The sequence below is a fragment of the Xenorhabdus entomophaga genome (assembly GCF_037996725.1).
GTDB classification, from domain to species: domain Bacteria; phylum Pseudomonadota; class Gammaproteobacteria; order Enterobacterales; family Enterobacteriaceae; genus Xenorhabdus; species Xenorhabdus khoisanae.
In genome coordinates this window covers 1-19,131 of record NZ_JBBMXH010000063.1, presented here as the reverse complement: position 1 = coordinate 19,131, position 19,131 = coordinate 1, and the positions used below count along the sequence as shown (strand labels likewise).

21 protein-coding genes are annotated in these 19,131 nt (G+C 42.8%); 10 read left to right on the top strand and 11 right to left on the bottom strand.

All coding sequences use genetic code 11. From position 1 onward, the window contains the following. Nucleotides 1–16: 16 nt before the first annotated feature. From AAC854_RS13800 to AAC854_RS13790, 3 genes are all read right to left on the bottom strand, one after another. A complete protein-coding gene (locus AAC854_RS13800; RefSeq protein WP_047964110.1) occupies nucleotides 17–418 on the bottom strand; it encodes a bleomycin resistance protein in 402 nt (133 codons plus the stop codon). Between the two features lie 797 nt (nucleotides 419–1,215). Beyond that, entirely contained in the window at nucleotides 1,216–1,503 is a 288-nt protein-coding gene (locus AAC854_RS13795) for a type II toxin-antitoxin system RelE family toxin (protein ID WP_340617607.1), read from the bottom strand. Next, nucleotides 1,500–1,751: a type II toxin-antitoxin system Phd/YefM family antitoxin gene (locus AAC854_RS13790; RefSeq protein ID WP_047964109.1), complete on the bottom strand. Its 252-nt coding sequence runs from the start codon at nucleotides 1,749–1,751 to the stop codon at nucleotides 1,500–1,502. Before AAC854_RS13790 ends, AAC854_RS13795 begins: the two co-directional genes overlap by 4 nt. Before the next feature lie 519 nt (nucleotides 1,752–2,270). Here AAC854_RS13790 and AAC854_RS13785 point away from each other — a divergent pair. The 8 genes from AAC854_RS13785 (at nucleotide 2,271) to gntU (ending at nucleotide 9,831) form a co-directional block, all read left to right on the top strand. Then, the gene (locus AAC854_RS13785; RefSeq protein ID WP_340617606.1) at nucleotides 2,271–2,576 is read left to right on the top strand and encodes a PTS sugar transporter subunit IIB; all 306 of its coding nucleotides are present in this window, start codon (nucleotides 2,271–2,273) and stop codon (nucleotides 2,574–2,576) included. A gap of 24 nt (nucleotides 2,577–2,600) precedes the next feature. Further along, nucleotides 2,601–3,908 carry a PTS sugar transporter subunit IIC gene (locus AAC854_RS13780; RefSeq protein ID WP_340617605.1) on the top strand — a complete coding sequence of 436 codons (1,308 nt, stop codon included), beginning with the start codon at nucleotides 2,601–2,603 and terminating at the stop codon, nucleotides 3,906–3,908. A gap of 25 nt (nucleotides 3,909–3,933) precedes the next feature. Beyond that, nucleotides 3,934–4,260, top strand: coding sequence for a PTS lactose/cellobiose transporter subunit IIA (locus AAC854_RS13775; protein WP_340617615.1), 327 nt, complete (start codon nucleotides 3,934–3,936; stop codon nucleotides 4,258–4,260). 12 nt (nucleotides 4,261–4,272) lie between these two features. After that, nucleotides 4,273–5,580 (top strand): 6-phospho-beta-glucosidase, encoded by a 1,308-nt coding sequence (locus tag AAC854_RS13770; RefSeq protein WP_340617604.1) that lies wholly within the window; start codon nucleotides 4,273–4,275, stop codon nucleotides 5,578–5,580. Nucleotides 5,581–5,617: 37 nt separating this feature from the next. Continuing rightward, on the top strand, nucleotides 5,618–6,589 hold the full coding sequence (locus AAC854_RS13765) for a LacI family DNA-binding transcriptional regulator (protein ID WP_273547363.1): 972 nt from the start codon (nucleotides 5,618–5,620) through the stop codon (nucleotides 6,587–6,589). Between the two features lie 160 nt (nucleotides 6,590–6,749). Then, entirely contained in the window at nucleotides 6,750–7,745 is a 996-nt protein-coding gene (gene gntR / locus AAC854_RS13760) for a gluconate operon transcriptional repressor GntR (protein ID WP_273547362.1), read from the top strand. 191 nt (nucleotides 7,746–7,936) lie between these two features. Then, the gene (gene gntK, locus AAC854_RS13755; RefSeq protein ID WP_340617603.1) at nucleotides 7,937–8,497 is read left to right on the top strand and encodes a gluconokinase; all 561 of its coding nucleotides are present in this window, start codon (nucleotides 7,937–7,939) and stop codon (nucleotides 8,495–8,497) included. Next, nucleotides 8,494–9,831 carry a gluconate transporter gene (gene gntU, locus AAC854_RS13750; protein WP_273547360.1) on the top strand — a complete coding sequence of 446 codons (1,338 nt, stop codon included), beginning with the start codon at nucleotides 8,494–8,496 and terminating at the stop codon, nucleotides 9,829–9,831. The genes gntK and gntU overlap by 4 nt, the downstream gene beginning before the upstream one ends. Nucleotides 9,832–9,905: 74 nt before the next feature. Here gntU and AAC854_RS13745 read toward each other — a convergent pair whose 3' ends face one another. The 7 genes from AAC854_RS13745 to AAC854_RS13715 all read right to left on the bottom strand — a co-directional run bounded on the left by AAC854_RS13745 (nucleotide 9,906) and on the right by AAC854_RS13715 (nucleotide 16,339). Then, the gene (locus AAC854_RS13745; RefSeq protein WP_340617602.1) at nucleotides 9,906–10,190 is read right to left on the bottom strand and encodes a type II toxin-antitoxin system RelE family toxin; all 285 of its coding nucleotides are present in this window, start codon (nucleotides 10,188–10,190) and stop codon (nucleotides 9,906–9,908) included. Further along, nucleotides 10,180–10,431 carry a type II toxin-antitoxin system Phd/YefM family antitoxin gene (locus AAC854_RS13740; protein WP_273547358.1) on the bottom strand — a complete coding sequence of 84 codons (252 nt, stop codon included), beginning with the start codon at nucleotides 10,429–10,431 and terminating at the stop codon, nucleotides 10,180–10,182. Before AAC854_RS13740 ends, AAC854_RS13745 begins: the two co-directional genes overlap by 11 nt. Nucleotides 10,432–10,525: 94 nt before the next feature. Next, a complete protein-coding gene (locus AAC854_RS13735; RefSeq protein WP_340617601.1) occupies nucleotides 10,526–11,749 on the bottom strand; it encodes an SGNH/GDSL hydrolase family protein in 1,224 nt (407 codons plus the stop codon). After that, nucleotides 11,736–12,872, bottom strand: a complete 1,137-nt coding sequence (locus AAC854_RS13730; RefSeq protein WP_340617600.1) for an SGNH/GDSL hydrolase family protein — start codon at nucleotides 12,870–12,872, stop codon at nucleotides 11,736–11,738. The genes AAC854_RS13735 and AAC854_RS13730 overlap by 14 nt, the downstream gene beginning before the upstream one ends. After that, nucleotides 12,859–14,280: an MBOAT family O-acyltransferase gene (locus AAC854_RS13725; protein ID WP_340617599.1), complete on the bottom strand. Its 1,422-nt coding sequence runs from the start codon at nucleotides 14,278–14,280 to the stop codon at nucleotides 12,859–12,861. The genes AAC854_RS13730 and AAC854_RS13725 overlap by 14 nt, the downstream gene beginning before the upstream one ends. A gap of 205 nt (nucleotides 14,281–14,485) precedes the next feature. Next, the gene (locus AAC854_RS13720) at nucleotides 14,486–15,259 is read right to left on the bottom strand and encodes a protein bax (protein ID WP_047962664.1); all 774 of its coding nucleotides are present in this window, start codon (nucleotides 15,257–15,259) and stop codon (nucleotides 14,486–14,488) included. A 750-nt stretch (nucleotides 15,260–16,009) separates the two neighbouring features. Continuing rightward, nucleotides 16,010–16,339, bottom strand: a complete 330-nt coding sequence (locus AAC854_RS13715) for a DUF3761 domain-containing protein (RefSeq protein ID WP_340617598.1) — start codon at nucleotides 16,337–16,339, stop codon at nucleotides 16,010–16,012. A gap of 375 nt (nucleotides 16,340–16,714) precedes the next feature. On the opposite strand from AAC854_RS13715, the gene AAC854_RS13710 reads away from it, so the two are divergent. Continuing rightward, on the top strand, nucleotides 16,715–17,062 hold the full coding sequence (locus AAC854_RS13710) for a toxic anion resistance protein (RefSeq protein ID WP_340617597.1): 348 nt from the start codon (nucleotides 16,715–16,717) through the stop codon (nucleotides 17,060–17,062). 107 nt (nucleotides 17,063–17,169) lie between these two features. Here AAC854_RS13710 and AAC854_RS13705 read toward each other — a convergent pair whose 3' ends face one another. Then, nucleotides 17,170–17,520 carry a hypothetical protein gene (locus AAC854_RS13705; RefSeq protein WP_340617596.1) on the bottom strand — a complete coding sequence of 117 codons (351 nt, stop codon included), beginning with the start codon at nucleotides 17,518–17,520 and terminating at the stop codon, nucleotides 17,170–17,172. A 641-nt stretch (nucleotides 17,521–18,161) separates the two neighbouring features. On the opposite strand from AAC854_RS13705, the gene AAC854_RS13700 reads away from it, so the two are divergent. Next, nucleotides 18,162–18,788, top strand: a complete 627-nt coding sequence (locus AAC854_RS13700) for a tyrosine-type DNA invertase (RefSeq protein WP_340617595.1) — start codon at nucleotides 18,162–18,164, stop codon at nucleotides 18,786–18,788. The last annotated feature ends 343 nt before the right edge of the window (nucleotides 18,789–19,131 follow it).

Genomic DNA, 19,131 nt, shown 5'->3' with positions numbered 1-19,131 from the left:
CTCCATTAATGAATTGTTATTGATCTTCTTTGTGTTCGATATATTGACTGAAACGAAGTAAATAACCATCTGGATCTTGAACAAGAAACTCTCTCTGACAGGCTTGAGTATCACCTATATAGTAATAGTTATCCTCCACTGGGCGAAAAAGCGTGATTCCATTAATTTCCAGATTTGCCAGAATTGGTGTGATGTCGTCAACTTCAATTTGCAAATTAATACCACGCCCTAAAGGCTTACTAAGCTCTCCGGTATTCCAGCCACTGTCATGAAATGCCTCCAGCATTAATTGCGCTTTGCCTAAACCTAAATAAGCAAAATCGGGATCTTCTCGCTGAATTAATATTTCGAAACCCAATATTCTCTGATAGAAATCAAGTGAAACAGGGAAATCAGTCACAGTCAGTTCTGGTACCATGCGATTCCAGTACATTGTTTCTGTTATGGTGTTAGTGCTCAAAGGTTTTTCCTGTGTTAAAAATAGCGCTCTAATTAAAAAGATAGTTAAATATTTCTATTTAATGACTGATTTTGATAGGTTACACCATTTTATATTGTTATCTCACTAGTGTTTTTTCTTATATGGAATATTGATCACATTTAGAATCCTGTGAACAGGTACAGGATGAAAATCCTGTAGAGGCATGATCTAAGTTTTGGTATTTCGTTTGACTTTAATAATCACTTGCAAGAACTCCTCCTGAGAGCCTTTTTTTGGCAACGCCTTGCCTTTATGTGTCGACGTTTTATCCTGTTTTCTGATTTTTTTGCATCTTGCTTTGTTATGTCTGGACTAACACTTTTCTATCTTGTTATCAAATCTACAGAAGATAGATAAGAAAAATAGAAGGAAGAATTAGGCTGCTTTTTAGCCTAAAAAAATGGTAGAATTTTTATTCTCTAAAAAGTATTTATAAAACAGGTGGATAATCTTAGTGTGTTCCCCGTAGGCACGGGGATAAACCGATTGAATTTGTTTCATTGACTGAGCAAGTTGTGTGTTCCCTGTAGGCACGGGGATAAACCGGATACCGGGCAAGCCCGGCCTTTTCACAGACAGTGTTCCCCGTAGGCACGGGGATAAACCGCGCCTTTGTGTTTGCATATTGAAAAATGACCAGTGTTCCCCGTAAGCACGGGGATAAACCAGTTCCCCGCTGCTCATGCGATTAGCTAATTGGTTATGATCTCGGAGAGGGATAATTGAATTAATTATTACCTTATGTGGTTACTTGCAAGCTTATACACTTCGTTTTGCTCACGTTTACCAACCGCAACCACGGCAATAATTAATTTTTTTTCAATCACCTGATAAACTAATCTGAAGCCGGAAGCTCTCAATTTTATTTTATAACAATCCGGCATATCGTTTAATTTTTCGGAAGGAATATGTGGTTTTTCACAACATTTTTTCAATTTCTTAGCGAATTGTCGTTGAATAGTGTTATCCAGACGATTCCATTCTTTTTGAGCATCTTCCCTAAATTTAACTTTATAACTCATAAATATTGATCCAAATCCACATCAACTAAGGATTGATTCTCCCGTTCTTTCACTATCTTAACTAATTCCTGATCATCAAGAGCTTCTAACATTTTTTCGTACAGTTCCGCAGGAACACAATAAAATGCAGGTTGATTTCTATTCAGAATAGCGACCGGATAACCTTCTCCTGCGCTGACAGTTGCCATAGGATTTTTCTTTAATTCACTGATGCTGGCAGCCATGTCGCTCAAAATGATATTAGCCATAATTCCTCACTAAAAGACCTGTTAACTGGTCTGATTCTAAGCTGCAAAAAATCGGTTAACAAGTCTTTTATAATTGGTTTATCCCCGCACTCACGGGGAACACTATTCCCGATGCGGATAGTACGGGGTTTTAATCGGTTTATCCCCGTACTCACGGGGAACACTCATCGTTAGCCAATCCACATCGGAGGAGGGGCGGCTTATCCCCGTACTCACGGGGAACACCCTAATCCTACCCATCTGTTTTATAACCATTTTTCAGAGCAGAAAAATTCTACCACTTTTTTAGCCTATCAATCAGTCAAATTCTCCCTTTCATTTTTTCTTATTTTCCATTTGTAATGCAGCTCGCATTTTATCCATATTCTTAATTGTTGCTTATCAAATTATGAGACTCCTATCGCAGCAATCACAAAATAACCTGTTAGCCTTAACCGAAATAAGAGCGCTCTCATTTTAGTTTAAGTGAAATAGATTTGAGCGAAATAATAACGAGATAACAATAAAGAGAACAAAACCATGAAAACCATTCTATTGTGTTGTGCAGCGGGAATGTCTACCAGCATGTTGGTGCAGCGTATGCAGTCGGAAGCCGAAAAACGGCAGTTGGATGTGGCTATCAAGGCCGTGCCAGCGCTGGAGTTGGAAGCGTGCATTCATGAAGCCGATGTGATTTTACTGGGGCCGCAAATTCGGTATGAGCTTGCCCGTTTTACTGCACTGGCTGAACCGGCAGGTAAACCCATCAGTTTGATTAATATGTTGGACTATGGCGCACTTCGGGGTGATAAGGTGCTGGATCATGCCTTAAACCTGCTGGAATAAACTTTCATCAAATGGAGTGGGTCTATGAGTATTTATGCTTCCATGACACGCATTGTAGAAAGCCATATCGCGCCCATTGCAGGGAAAATCGGTAGTCAGCGGCATATTATTGCGATACGTGATGGTTTTATCTCAGCAATGCCTTTCCTTATTATCGGCAGTATTATGCTGATTGTGGCAAATCCGCCTTTTGATGCGCAAACTTCATCTTCTTTTGGTCAGGATTGGCTAGCGTTCGCTAAGACCCATTGGGTAACCATTACAATGCCTTTCTTTATGACGATGGGATTGATGAGTATTTTTGTCTCCATCGGTACGGCCTACAGTCTGGCGAAGTCTTACGGGTTGGATGGGTTGACTTCCGCGTTGCTGTCTTTGATGGCGTTTTTGCTGGCGGCGGCACCACAGGTTGAAAATAAAATGCCGCTCGATTTTCTGGGCGGGGCTGGGGTCTTCACTGCATTAATTTGCGCAATTTGGTCGGTAGAGTTGATTCGATTGCTTAAGAAATACAATATCGCCATCCGTATGCCCTCTCAGGTTCCACCCGCCATTGCCCGATCTTTTGAACTGTTGTATCCCGTTATTGGTATTTTACTGACGGTTTATCCCATCAGCTTGCTGTTGCAAAGTGAGTTTAATTTGCTGTTACCCGCTGCGGTAATGCAGGTATTCCAGCCACTGATTGCTGTCGGGGATACGTTGCCCGCCGTGATGTTGTTGGTATTGGTCGCTAATTTGTTATGGTTCGCGGGCATTCATGGCGACAATATTGTCACCGGGCTGCTTAATCCGATCTTTATGACCAATATCGCTGCCAATGCCGCGTTGATGACTCAGGGAATGGCAACCACGCAGATTTTGACCGCGCCTTATTGGTCTTTTTATGTCTGTATCGGTGGTTCAGGTTCGACATTGGTATTGGCGTTCCTCTATCTATGCAGCCGCTCAATTCATCTTAAAACTATTGGCAAACTCAGCGTTGTACCCGCCATGTTCAATATTAATGAACCGTTGCTGTTTGGTTCTCCGGTTGTGATGAATCCCACTTTATTGATCCCACTACTGGTTGTGCCGCTGGTGAATGCGGTGCTGGCTTATGGAGCACTGCATCTGGATTTAGTGCAAAAGATGATTGCCATTGCTCCGTGGACTGCGCCAGCCCCGATTGGCGCGCTGATTTCTGCTGCCTGGGATTATCGTGCGATTGTGCTGGTCGGGGTGTTGATGGTGATCGATTTGCTGATTTGGTATCCCTTCTTCAGGGTGTATGAAAAACAGCTTTTGGCGGAAGAGCAGCAAGCAAAAGATTTAGCTGAGGCAACACCATAATTTCAGGGGGAATTGACGCGTGTCTATTGATTTGGAACAGCAGATTATCGAGTTACTGGTTCATGCCGGCAGTGCGCGCAGTAGTGCATTAATGGCATTGCAGCAGGCGAAGGAAGGAAACTTTCAACAGGCCGAGGTGCTGATGGAAGAGTCCCGGCAGGAGACTCGCGCAGCTCATGTTATCCAGACAAAACTGATTGGACTGGATGAAGGGTGCGGAAAATTACCCATCAGTTTGATCACGGTTCATGCTCAGGATCATTTGATGAATGCGATGGTAATTCAAGATCTTGCTGACAACATGATCGATCTTTATCGGCGCTTGCCGGTATCCGATCGTCAGGCGGTATAAAAAGAGGTTCATATGAAACCGATCAAAATTGCAGTGATTGGCGGTGGCAGCAGTTATACACCAGAATTGGTGGAAGGGATTATTCAACGCAGGAAAATGATCCCCCTGTCTGAACTGGCTTTGGTGGATGTGGAAGCAGGACGGCAGAAGGTGGGGATCATTGCCGGATTGGCACGCCGTATGCTGGATCGTCACGGTTTGCAGCATGTTGCATTGAGTGTGCATTATTCGCTGGATGAAGCGATCAGCGGGGCCAGTTTTGTTCTCACCCAACTAAGGGTTGGTCAGCTTCCTGCCCGTGCTGCTGATGAGCGTCTGGGGTTGAAATATGGCCTGCTTGGGCAAGAAACAACGGGGATTGGTGGATTTGCCAAGGCATTGCGCACCATTCCTGTTCTGCTGGAGATTGCACGTAAAGTTGAACGTCTTGCACCGGATGCGTGGATCATCAATTTCACCAATCCGGCGGGGATGGTGACAGAAGCTGTGTCCCGCTATAGCAAAGCCAGGATCATCGGGTTGTGTAATGTGCCGATCTCCATGCAACATATGATCGCCAATATGTTGCAACAGCCTTATCAGGATGTACTGTTACGTTTCGCGGGCCTTAACCATATGGTTTGGGCACATCAGGTATTGGTGAAAGGGAAAGATGAAACAGAGCGGGTGCTGGAGTTGCTGTGTAGCGGGGCAGAATTGACGATGAACAATATCAGGGAAGAACCTTGGCCGCCGGAGTTTTTACGGGCGTTGGGAGCGATCCCGTGTCCTTATCACCGTTATTTTTATCAGACTGGCAAAATGTTGCAGGAAGAGAAGGAAGCGGCAGCCAGCAAGGGCACACGGGCGGAGCAAGTGATGCAGGTGGAGCGGGAATTATTCGGATTGTATGCTAATCCAATGCTGGATCACAAACCGGAGCAATTAAGTTTCCGCGGGGGATCTTTCTATTCTGAAGTTGCATTGGAATTGATCTCTGCAATCCACAATAATCTCGGGACACAGTTAGTTGTGAATACGATGAATCACGGAGCTATTAATGGCCTGCCGGATGATGCGGTGATTGAAACCAACTGTGTTGTTGATGCCCAAGGAGCACACCCTCTGGCATTTGGTCAGTTGCCGGATAGTATGCTGGCGCTGACACAGCAAGTAAAAACCTTTGGGCGTCTGACGATTGAAGCTGCGGTTCATGGTGATCGCAAGGCCGCTTTGTTGGCGTTGGTGACGCATCCCTTGATTGCAGATGTTGCACTGGATTCATCATTATTGAATGAAGTATTGGATATCAATCGCATGTATTTGCCACAGTTCCAATAGAACAGGCATTAATTCATTGGGATCACAAGGAAAAAGCATGGTAACACTGGAAGATGTGGCCGCTTACTCTGGCGTTTCCCGCGCCACGGTATCACGGGTTGTCAATGGTGATAAAAACGTAAGGGAGACAACTCGCGCCAAAGTGGAAAGCGCCATTATGGAATTGGGCTACAGCCCCAATCTGGCGGCGCGTGAATTGGCATCCAGTCAGAGTCATACGTTGGGATTAGTGACCACTTCCTATCGTGGTGGCTTTTTCGGTGCTTTGATGGATAGCATCCAGACGGAAGCCGAATTACACGGCAAACAGCTTCTGGTTACGCAGGGAAGAAACAGTGCAGAGAATGAATGGCAGGCCATCACCTATCTGCATAGTTTGCGTTGTAATGGATTAATCCTGCATGTACGTGCTATCAGCGATGATAAATTGCAGCAGCTTGCACACGGCGGGCATGCTTTCGTGTTGTTGGATCGGTTGGTATCCGGGCTGGAGCAGCGCTGTGTTGCCTTTGATCATCACAAAGCCGGTTACCTTGCAGCTCAAACTTTGCTTGAATACGGGCATACCCGCATAGCTTGTGTCAGCGGCCCTTTGATGCGTTATCCAAGCCTACAGCGTCGTCAGGGGTTTTTGGATGCTATGCAGGACGCAGGATTACAACCGATCGCGTGTCTGGAGGGAGAGTATGATTTGCAAAGTGGTTACCGGCAAACCCGCGCGATTTTAGCAACATCACGGCCTGATGCTCTGTTTTTCTGTAGTGAAGAAATGGCACTCGGCGGATTATTGGCGATTACGGAGCAAGGTTTGAGCGTTCCTGAGGATATTTCCATCATTTGTTATGACAGCGGTGAACGGGCGGCATTTATTTACCCTGCGCTGACCAGTGTCCATTTTCCTATCACTGATATGGCGCGTTTTGCCACGCGCCTATTACTTGAACCCGACACACAACATCCCATATTTTCGCCTCAGATTATTTATCGGGATTCGCTCAAACGCATGTAAAGCATCACAGTTTGAGAAGCAATTGATAAATGAGTGAGAGTGCACCAGCATTTTTCGCTAAAAAGCGTATTGTAATGGTATATAAATGTGTTAAGACCGCGAACTATTCATCTGTACCTATCCATCTGTACGTATCATAACTGATTGCATTACATTGAAAATGAAGAAAAAACGCCCAGCTTTACAAGATGTTGCAGACCTCGTTGGGGTCACCAAAATGACGGTTAGCCGTTTTTTACGTAATCCGGATCAGGTTTCTGAAGCATTGGGAAAACGAATCGCTGAAGCAGTGGACCAATTGGGCTACATTCCCAATCGTGTGCCGGATATTCTTTCCAATTCCACCAGCCGTGCGATAGGCGTTTTGCTTCCTTCATTGACTAATCAAGTTTTTGCCGAGGTTATCCGTGGGATCGAACATGTGACCGATCGCAATGGATATCAGACCATGCTTGCCCACTATGGATACTGTGCCCAGAAAGAAGAAGAGCGTTTACTTTCCTTGCTTTCTTATAATATTGATGGCCTGATTCTGGCAGAACGCACACATACTCCCAAGACACTGAAAGTGCTGCAAACAGCAGGTATTCCTGTGGTGGAATTAATGGACAGCATATCGCCTTGCCTTGATATTGCGGTGGGAATCGACAATTTTGAAGCGGCGCGTCAGATGACGCTGGCAATGCTTGAACGTGGTTGCCAGAACGTGGTTTACCTCGGCGCCCGGCAGGATGAGCGGACGCTGATCCGTTTACAGGGGTTTGAAGCGGCGATGCGAAGTGCAGGGCTTCAGCCAAGAAAAGTTATGACGCCAGCCAGTTCATCCTATTCTTTGGGGGCGCAGCTTTTGCAGGAAACCTGCCAGAAATACCCTGAAGCTGATGGCTTGTTTTGCACGAATGATGATATTGCCATTGGGGCGATTTTCGAGTGTCAGCGTCAGGGAATCAAAGTACCGGAAGAAATTGCTGTAGCTGGTTTTCATGGTCATGATATTGGTCAGGTAATGACACCGAAACTTGCCAGTGTTCTGACTCCCCGTGATTTGATGGGACGCAAGGCGGCAGAAGCCCTGCTTGTTCGTTTGAAGGGGGTGCAGCCGGAACAAACTCTGATTGATGTTGGATTTACGCTTTCATTGGGTGAAAGTGTTTAATTTTTGTAGCTTAATATGCTGTTTTTCCATCTTCAATTGCGATAAGCCTCACATTTTCCTTTTTTGTCGATCCTGATTGATTGCTCCCCATCCTGAGCTACTGTTAATGTTACCGGTAATAGTTACCGGTAACATTTTTGCAGGTAAGTCACAGAGATTCAGGCAGTAAGATCTGCATAAAGGAGTTTGATATGAGCGATACCCAACAGCGAAACCATGTTTTTGTCTTGATGGGGGTATCCGGCAGCGGTAAGTCTGCGGTTGCCAGCGGTATTGCCCGTGAACTGGGTGCTGCGTTTCTGGATGGGGATTTTCTTCATCCTCGCGCCAATATTATGAAAATGGCACAAGGCCATGCCCTGAATGATGATGATCGTCAGCCGTGGCTGAAGGCACTCAACGACGCCATTTTTGCTATGCAGCGCACCAATCATGTCTCCTTGCTTGTGTGCTCCGCCTTGAAAAAAAGCTATCGGGATATGCTGCGTGATGGCAACAAAAACCTGTCCTTTCTTTATATGAAAGGGGATTTTGATTTAATTGAAAGCCGTCTGAAAGCACGCAAGGGGCATTTCTTCAAGCCGCAAATGTTGATTTCACAATTTGAGACATTGGAAGAGCCGACCAGTGATGAAAAAGATGTCCATCATATTGATATCAAACCTGCTCTGGATGAAGTGATCAAAAACACCATGCATTCTATCGAGCGCACAATAAAAACTACTGACCGTATTAGCAAGGGACATTCATGAGTACATTAACTCTGGTTATGACGGCCGTCGGCTCTGTCCTTCTATTATTATTTCTGGTGATGAAAGCCAGAATGCACGCTTTTATTGCCCTGATGCTGGTTTCGATGGGCGCGGGGATTTTTTCCGGGATGCCATTGGAAAAAATCACCCAGACCATGCAAAACGGCATGGCCGGCACGTTGGGGTTCCTCGCTGTTGTTGTGGCACTGGGCGCGATGTTTGGCAAAATCCTGCATGAAACAGGGGCGCTCGACCAGATTGCGGTGAAACTGCTGGGTAGTTTTGGCGAAAAGCGGGCAAATTACGCATTGGGCATTGCCGGGCTTATCTGTGCATTGCCACTGTTTTTTGATGTGGCGGTCGTTCTGTTGATTGGCGTGGTGTTTGCTGTTGCCCGTCGCACCAATGGTAATGTAGTGAGACTGGCGCTTCCTCTGTTTGCCGGTGTAGCCGCCGCTGCTGCGTTTTTGGTGCCGGGCCCGACGCCTATGCTGCTGGCTTCCCAAATGGGAGCGGATTTTGGTTGGATGATCCTGATTGGCCTGAGTGCTGCGATCCCCGGTATGTTACTGGCTGGCCCGATATACGGTAATTTTATCAGCAAATATGTCACGCTGGATTTGCCTAAAGATCTGAGCACGCCCAGCATTGGCAAAAACCAAATGCCTTCCTTTGGTTTCAGCCTGGCGCTGGTGTTGTTCCCTCTGATATTAGTTGGTTTGAAAACCATCGGTGCGCGTTTTGTTGATAAGCAATCTACGCTATACCAATGGCTGGAATTCATCGGGCATCCTTTCACTGCAATTTTGATTGCCTGTTTGGTAGCGATTTATGGTCTGGCAATTCGTCGCGGCATGAGTAAAGACAAAGTGATGGATGTCTGTTCCGCTGCGATTCAACCTGCGGGAATTATCCTGCTGGTGACAGGCGCGGGGGGTGTGTTCAAACAAATTCTGGTGGATTCCGGCGTTGGGCCTGCCTTGGGAAATGCGTTGGTTGGTGCGGGCCTGCCAATCGCGTTGGCGTGTTTTATTCTGGCGGGTGCTGTGCGTGTGATCCAGGGTTCGGCCACTGTGGCGTGTTTGACTACAGTAGGATTAGTTATGCCAGTGATTGGCGAATTGGGGTATACCGGTGCACAAATGGCGGCGCTGTCAGTATGTATTGCTGGTGGTTCTTTGATTCTTAGCCATGTGAATGATTCCGGTTTCTGGCTGTTCGGTAAATTTACCGGTGCGACAGAATCCCAGACCCTGAAAACGTGGACGATGATGGAAACCATTCTCGGCACAACCGGCGCAGTTGTTGGCATGATCTATTTCGCCATGCTGTGATGTGGTGACGTTTTTTTAGATATTTCTGATGGCACCTTATGATTGATTAAGGTGCCGTTTACTCTGTTCCAGTGTTAACCGCGTTCGTCTGCCGCTAAATAAACCTCATTTCCTGTTCGTTTACCAATAGCAAGCACTAATAAGACAATGATGTTGTCATTGACTTCGTATACTAACCGATAGCCAGAAGAACGTAATTTGATTTTGTAACGATTGCTGCGACCGCTCAATCTGGCCGCAGGAACATGGGGATTTTCTAAACGTTCGGCCAATTTCTTTTTGAATTGTTCACGAATGGGATGCCCCAGTTTTCCCCATTCTTTTAGCGCCCGTTTTTCAAATTTGAGGCTATAAGTCATCGAGATTGACGCTCACAAATTCAGGGGCTTTCATGCGTTCATCTGCAATATGATTTAATTCAGCATCTTCCGCAAGTTCCAGATAATAAGCGTAAAGCTCTGGAGGAACACAATAGAATGCAGGTTCATTGCGGTTTAGGATAGCAACAGCGCCACCTTCACCATCAGTCACTGTTCCCATTGGATTGCGTTTTAAATCGGTAATACTGGCTGCTATTGTTGTCAGAATTTGATATGACATATCGCTCTCCTTGTTGAAATTTCACTCAGTATAGCATCTTTAAAAGCATCGTTTAAAGACTCTTTCGACTTGTATCTAAATTGCAGGGAACGATTTATCGCTCCACCAAACCCACAAACTGCTTATAAAGCGCTTCGGCACTGCGTTCATAACCGGCAGCGGAAAGGTGAACATAATCAGAACGTGCGAGATTTTGCTGCGCCCATCCTTTGACTGAACATGACCCGCCCATATATTCCCGCCAATCCCAGAACAGGATGTGCTGTTCTTTGGCAACGGCTTGCTGAACTTGAATAACTCCGTCAAGTAAAGCTGGTTGCTGTTCACTACAGCTTGCCGCGGTTTTATTTTTCAATGAATCATTTGGCCCAATCAGCAGGATAACGGCTTGCGGTATTGTTTTGCGGATGTCTTTTATTTTGGATGTCAGCTCGTTCTGATAAGCAACCAAATCCAGAGAATCATTAAAGGCTTCATTAGTGCCGTAGGCGAGAAGCACCAAATCCGGCTTCATTTGAGCCAGCGTATCAATCCACTGAGGCTGCCATTTATCCAGCATGCTAATGGTGGCACCGTTAATGCCCAATGCAGATAGCATGATGCCGGGGCTTTGGCGTCTTATCAGCCAGCCGCCGATTTTCAATTGTGTATCCTGCGGATAGAGCGAGATTGGATACGTGACGCTCTTTTCTGGTGAGAAATGCCATTCGCTGTTTGTTGCAGGTAAATCCCATGCTCGCATTGAAGCTGGTTGCGCCTTGATTTGAGCCGCTTCATGGGATTGATACAGGGCGCTTATCCAATATTTATCACGGTTGGCAGGGGATAAATCCAGCCGTATTGTGCTGCTGGAACTTTCCGGAACGGCAATAAATCCTCCCAGCGGAAAATCTGCCCGATTGTCCTTACGGCTGCTTGAAAGCCACCAGCCCGTTTTATCCTCAGTAAACTTTACTACGGCGTTACGCTGCCCGGGAATGCTCATTGGAGGAACAAAGCCCGGCCCCGCATCGCCATAACGGTTCTGTAATAAATTGCGCAGCTTGCCCGTAAAAAAATCGGCGGCAGTGTGTGAGTCCCCCAATTGCACAAAATGAAGTTGGCGAGTATCGCTGTAACGCAGCTTATCCGCCAGTCGTGCGAAATTAGGATCACCAAAATCCGTCAGTTGTTGCTGACGGTACGTCTGCGTGATTTGGCTTTCCGGCGAGGGCTGGGATTTTTTATCGTGGCATGATGACAGGCTCGTAGCGAGCGCGATAACCAGCCCTGCACCCATTATCCGATAAAACCCACGGAATATTCTAAATGGTTGCATCTTCTTTAACTGGCTCCTGAATAAATGTAATCAATGAAAATAGATAGTTAGAGATGGTTTGTTGCCCATTCAAACTGAAATGAATACCATCGCCACTCCGAAGTTTGATTGTGCTGCTGCCATCACCAATATAGTCTGAATAATTCTCCGACTTATATTTGAACATATTATTGGCTGAAATATAGATTTCCCCCATTTTTGTTACCTCGGTTTGATACAATTTATTAAGGTAAACCATACTATTGGAGAGTTTTTTCTGGCGCATATTGGGTGGGCCAACCCAGATGACATCCACATGATGCTGGCGGGCATCATGCAAAATAGCTTCAATGCGTTGACGATAAAGATTTTCCCAATCCTCGCTGGCGAATTTCAAATAAGGGCCTCCACGTTTTGTTGGCATATCCCAAGGGTCATTAGGGCCTAAAAACATGACGACCAATTTAATATCAGGGTTATCTCTCAGGGCATTGCTAATGGTTTTCGGCCAATCAAAGAACCCGGGATAAGACAATCCGGTACTTTGCTTGCTTAAATTAATGCTGGAAATACCATATTCCTGATAAAGACGACGTTTTAAATGCGGAGCAACGCCCTGCATCATTGAATCACCGGCAAAGAGTACCTTATCTTTTACGCCGAGATTAACGTGAGTCTTCTGGACAATCTCAATGACAGAGTTTTGTACTGAGCTATTTTGGAGCCAGGGCGTCTGAACGAGTTTAATATCCTTTTGCAGTAATGCTGGAAATGCGAAAGAGAGATTCTCGATAGGATGCACATAACCTTCAAGAAAGCGCAGGCCGACTTGAAAATCAGGAGGAAACACGACTCGGGTGCCATCACTATTCATGGTTTGTGTGTGATTATCTTGATATTTGCCTGTTGCATATGCCATGAATGTCTCACTGGCAGCAAGTGAGCCTTGCTGAATATTATTACCTAAATCCCACAATCGCTCACCCTTGAGGGATGCCCAGGGGCTATTGCGGTGATATTTCTGTTGCCAGAAGTTATCCAACGAACTTTGATTCAGCCAGATGAGCAACAGACTGGTTACGGAAACGACACAAATCACTTGTCCGACTTTTTTAAGATTAGATATAAATTCAGAAGTTGGCATAGATAAATCCCGGCATTCCAGAAGGTGACAATATAAATACCAAAGTGAGGATCAAGGCTAAGGGAATCGGATAATAAACCCAGGAAATCAGGTTATGATTTTTTTCAATTTTATTTCTGAGATTCACCAGCCACGGATAGATAATAAAGAATCCCCAAAAAGCCATTAATAGCGCGCTGCTGGATAGCAGTGCTGTGAAGATATCTCCGGAGAACAATTGATTTAACACAGCTAACGCATCATTAAAAGTTGGGCTACGGAAAAAGACCCACGCAAAGCAGACAAAATGGAATGTCACCACGCGGGATAAAAATAATGAAATAGGGTTCCTTGCTTGTAATTCGTTATGTTTTTTCGCCGTGGGGAACAGGGCACTTTTCATCTTTTGCAGAATTAACCCTAAGCCATGAATCGCTCCCCAGATAATAAAACTGAGACCGGCGCCGTGCCATAGACCCGAAATCACCATGGCTATGAACATATTCAGATTCTTGTGGAATGCGCCTTTTTTGTTACCACCCAGTGGAATATAGACATAATCACGGATGAACGTTGACAAGCTGATATGCCAGCGTCGCCAAAACACCTGTAAATTTTCGGCAAGATAAGGGGCATCGAAATTGCGTGGTACGTTGAAGCCTAATAGCAGGGCGATACCAGTGACAAGATCGGTATAGCCGGAAAAATTGAAGTAGATATTCCAGGCATAAGCATAAATTGCCACAAGGATTTGACCGGCATGATAGCTGGTTGGATCTTCGAAAACAGGATTAACAAAATTCTCAGAGAGCGTTGCACTGAGTAAAAAGAGTTTTGCGATAGCGAGCGCGATCAATAGCAATGCTTTTAAAGGCTCCAGCATCACTCTGGATGCTGTCTGAATTTGTGGCAGAAAATCTTTGGCCCGATTGATTGGCCCGGCGACGATGCTGGGAAAAAAACAAAGATACAAAATGACATCAGGCAGTGGAGCGGGAGGCAGTTCCTTCTTACATACGGATACGACATAACTGACCGAATGGAAAGCATAGAATGACAGCCCTAACGGCATCAGCAATTCCAGTACAGGCAGGTCTACGGTAATGCCAATATTGGCTAATGACTGCTGAATAGCTTCCTGGAAGAAAGAGTAATATTTGAAGGCCGTGAAACAGCCGAGAATACCGAATGTCAGCAGAGTGAATATGACTTTGTTGGATAAATAACGACTGAGAATATTCGCCAAGAGATAAATAAATAGGGTATAGGTGAATAAAATGTAGGCGAAATTTGCTGAAAAAGAGAATACAAGTAAATAACTAACTAAAATTAATAAGCCATTCTGTAGCTTGGGGGCCTTCTGCAAAAGCCAATAAACAACAAGCAGAATAACAAACGATCCAAGAAACTCAAAAGAAAAAAAATTCATATTAGGCTCTGGCTAACCATTTATCGTTGGGGGAAGGTATATAATTGTGGGGTACATTATAGTATGGAATTTATCTATGTTTACAATAGGTAATATAGGAGAGGCTTATAAAAAAAGAATCCACTTTGCAATTAATACAAAATGGATTATTGAGAGATTATTGTACTGGCGGCTCCATCGCCTTTTTGTTTATTTATCCGTATTCTTATTGGATAGTGAATTCCTGTACCTGTGAAATCAATTGCTTATTGCCATTAAATACCTGATGCAGATAGCGATTGTAGTCAGCACCCAGTTCGGAATAACCATTAAGGTTATCGATAAGTTTGCTGGTATTCAGCGGCTTCTGCTCTGTCCTCTGGTTTGCACGCGAAGAACGTAGTGACTCATAGGCGTGGTGCGTGTTCAGGTTTTTCATATAGGCAACGACAGAATCATCAATGGAATGGTAAACAGAATAACCTTTGACTTTTCCTTTCGTTTTACCACAAGAGCCACAGCGCATACCAAACAAGTTTTTGTTTTTCTGGGCAAGTTCTGACGTTCCCCAGCCGGATTCTGCTGCTGCCTGAGTGGCGACAAAATGGGTCGGTATAATATCAACCCGACTCAGCAATTTATTCCAACTGACCTGTTTTGGTGAGTTACAGGTCATTTTGTAATCCACGCAAAGCTTTTTTAATCGATTGATATCCTGTGCAGACCAGTTGCGTGTTTTCTGGTGTGACAGGAGCCATTTGCGGTCTTGCATAATCTTTTGATTATGCTTATCAATTACAGGGACAACAATATTTAAAAACGCTTTCTTCCGGGGTGTACCTGAAGGGTACTTTCGCAAATCAGGCAAATCTTTCTGAATGCCATTGTGAGAATACTCTTCCATTTTTGCGGTACTGGTCGAGGCATAGCCCAGACCGGTAAAGATTAATGAGATAAAGAAAGCGAAGACCGCAGTTGTCCTCATCATTCGAGAGGGCATTTGCTTCTCCTCGTTTTATTACTCTGGATAAAAAACAAACGAATATTAGCAGGGCAAACAATATCTGGCTACTGTTATTCGTCATTCATAAGGTTCGTTTCTGTAACGAATGTTAGCACCCTACTGACAAATATCTATATTTTTTACGTTGTATGGTAAATAAGTGTAATGATTATTATGATTTTATCTGGTGGATAGTATTGGTTGTTTAATGTTTTCCTATAATTAAGGGTGAGTTTTATTCTAGGGGTTTAATTTGATTACTTGTTGTTTTTAAGGAATTATTTTCTAATGTTAATAGATTAATAACAGGGTGGTTTTGTTAATTTTATTATTGCGTGAGTTGTGGTTTGAATCAGTAAAAATTAATTATTAATTTTTCTGGTTTATTTTCTGTTAATTACCATAATTGGTTGAAAAATGTTTTTATTGATCTATCAGGATTGGTAATGTTTTTGGTTCTTATGTTATTTGTGTAAACAGAAATTAAAAAGACAGGTTGACTATAATATAAAGCATTTCCTATTGGGATAGTCTGTTGCTTTAATTAATAATTATGTAAAAAACAACATAATAAAAATTGATGAAGGGATGTTTAATTTGTAAATTAAATAATGAAAGTCATCAAAATCTGATTGTTGTTTAAAAAATAAAATAGATATTGTTATTTTGGTTGTCAATATATAGTGTGTCAAAAAGAATTAGGGAGCTTTGGCTCCCTAATTGTGCATGATGGAAAACCAACAAATATTACAGCCACTTAGAAACTCCGCCGTGACGAGAGCAGGCTCCTTTACGAGATTTACTCTTGCTATAAGTTCCATCTTTACAAAGAGCCGTATTGGCACCTTTTTTCACAGAGTTACTTTTCTTCTTAGAGGCTTTTTGGCTTTTTGCTTTTTTGGTGGCTTTCTTTTCTGGTGAGTTAACTTTATTTTTGGCTGCTTTCACATTATGTTCTACTGCCGTTGCTGTTTTTGACGCAGTTTCGGCCGAGGTTGATACTGCAGGCGCTGCAAGTGCGGCACTTGAAAACAACACCAGTAATGCTGCAACTGATAACTTCAAGCTTTTCATCATATATGTCCTCTGATTAGAGTACTTACAACCCGAAATCTACTCTTGCAGTTTGGAGTATAGTTTTGAATGTTATGATTGCAAATTTAACATAGAGAATATTTATATTTTTATATATGGACAGTTTATGTTTTCTTTTAAGAACAAATAATTATATATGTGTGATATTGGATTTATATGTTTATTTTTAATTGTTTAATCTCTTTTATAGGTAATTAACGGTATTTAATCTACAAGGCTTTTACTGGCAATTTACCTATTCACGGTTTTCTTGAGATGTATATGTTTTAAATAAACAGTGAAAATCGTATAATATTTGTTATTTTCCATTCAGTTATATTAATTTCACAATAGAGCTACCTCATTAATACGGAATCAATGCCTATCCCATCGTTTGAACGTCAGGTTGGTACGACTCAATTAGCCGAGTGGATTGATCAAGAAAAAGTGAATGCACTGGTAGAGCAAATTGATATTTTCCAGCCTGCTGCGGTGATTAGTTATGGTGCTAAGCCGATGGGGGAAATTGTCCGTTTTGCCGATTCCCTGCTGGAGAAAGTCCGTTCAAAAGAAGCCGGAGAAGTCGGTAAAAAACTGTCAGATCTGGTCATGTTCGTGCGTGAAAATGGTGTGTTGGATGACGAAGAAAAAACCAGTAGTTTTTTACGCAACCTGCCTTTGATTGGCGGTGAATGGCTTTTCGTCATGATGGAATTTGAAATGTGACTCTGGGTAAGATGGCCTGAAATATTGTGTAGAAATATTAAAAGCCGGAATTCTTCTTAATATTTCCGGCTAATTGATAGAAGATAATTTTTTTAGTGACAATGGTTTTAAGCCAGCATTTCCATCAACTTAGGTTTAAGAATAATTTTGCCGGGTTCCATCTCAATATTAATGGGTTGTTCTACTAAGTTACTGATTGTCAGCCAATCCCCTGCAATATAAAGTTCACCATTATCACGGATATTGTCGATCCCTTCATATGGATTCGTTTCCACTTCGTTGATCAAACTATCCAGATCTGCATTGGGATCAATAAGAGAGATGATGATTCCATTGGAAAATTGGGAGATATGAAATAACTCATTCGCGGTAAATCCAGCATCGCTGAGTGCACTGCCATTCAGGATTAATTCTGGAATATCAATGTCAGTATGGCGAAATGAAACATGAAGGCTCATTTGTACGTTCCTTGTGTTATTGGGAGATACTACGATACTTTATCAGCACTTCGCCCGCACTGCACCGCGAATTCATACGTGTTTTCATTTGTATCGCATACATTGGTTATGATTGATATCTACCCTAGCGTTTAGTTGACTAATATGCTATCGACAATGTTGCTCTTTGCGAAGCGACTCGCAAAAAATCACTGGATATTTATCCATTTTGAAATGCTCTGTTAGAATTCACTCACACAATCATTCTGATATGGTTGTCATATTTATGAAATAAATTTTTCATATAATTGTCATTTGCGATTTTTACCCCGTTACATTTTTACATGTTAATACGAATGAAGGCCGGGCATAGGAGGTTATCTCTTCAAATTGTGTTCTGGAAATTAGCTCTTATTGAGATAGATCCTTAGTGACTGATAATAAAAAAGATAAATTATCTTTATAAAATATTTATTATTGATAACGTTTTTATATTTGTTTGTTATGGAAGAGAAAATGAAACTGGATTTATATAAAAATAAGTACATGGTTTACTATGTATTCCTAATACCTATATTCATGGTTGTGTTTTATCGAGTTATATATAGTGTTTTTTTATTTTTTAAGTCAATGATTCCGTCTACCACAGTGAGTAATACATTATGCTAAAACGTAAATATTTAACTCAATCCGAAATTGAGCAGTTGCTGGCTGAATTAGAAAAAGGAGCAAATGCAGAGCGTAATATCTGTATGCTTTTTATGGGGTTTCTCCATGGCTTTCGCGTTTCTGAGCTGCTTGGGCTACGTATGTCTGACGTGGATCTGCGTGACCGGAGTTTGAGTGTTAATCGTCTGAAAAATGGTTTTTCCACAATCCATCCCATGATCTCGCGTGAAATTCAATTATTGCGTAAGTGGATGACTATACGTAAAAAATATGAAAAATTCGGCAAGAGTGAATGGCTGTTTATTTCCCGCACTGGCGAGCCTTTATCGCGACAGCAGTTCTATAAAATCATCAGAAACACAAGTATCAAGGCAGAAATTGCGATTTGCGCGAATCCGCACATGTTGCGTCATTCGTGTGGTTATGCGTTAGCGGATAACGGAGTCGATACCCGATTGATTCAAGACTATTTAGGTCATCGTAATATTCGCCATACTGTCAGGTATACCGCGAGTAATGCGGGTCGCTTTGATGGAATTTGGAGGCAGAGAGGGAAGAGAAAAAGGGTTACATTTAGTACCAAACTGTTAACTTCAATGGTTTCCCCTCTTTTAAACTAACGATCATTTTTAAGATGCGAAAAATATTTTTCAACTCTATGATGAAGAACGTTAATTCTTGATGTTGAACTTCCATAAAATTACAAAAAATTCTATAACTCCCTCCTGTAATATTATCTAAAAAACTCACTCTATATGAAAATTTCGCTATCGAAAGTGTGAAAAACTATTTTGTATTAAATGAAAAATATAATGTGTCCGATAAGTGAGTTTTCATGGTTTAATCTATATGAGTTAACAGTTTGGTACTAAATGTTAACTTATGAATTCTATAAAATAAAAAGCCCTGCCGATATCATCAAGCAGGGCTTTTAATCTCAGTATGCCGATTTTACTCTTTACA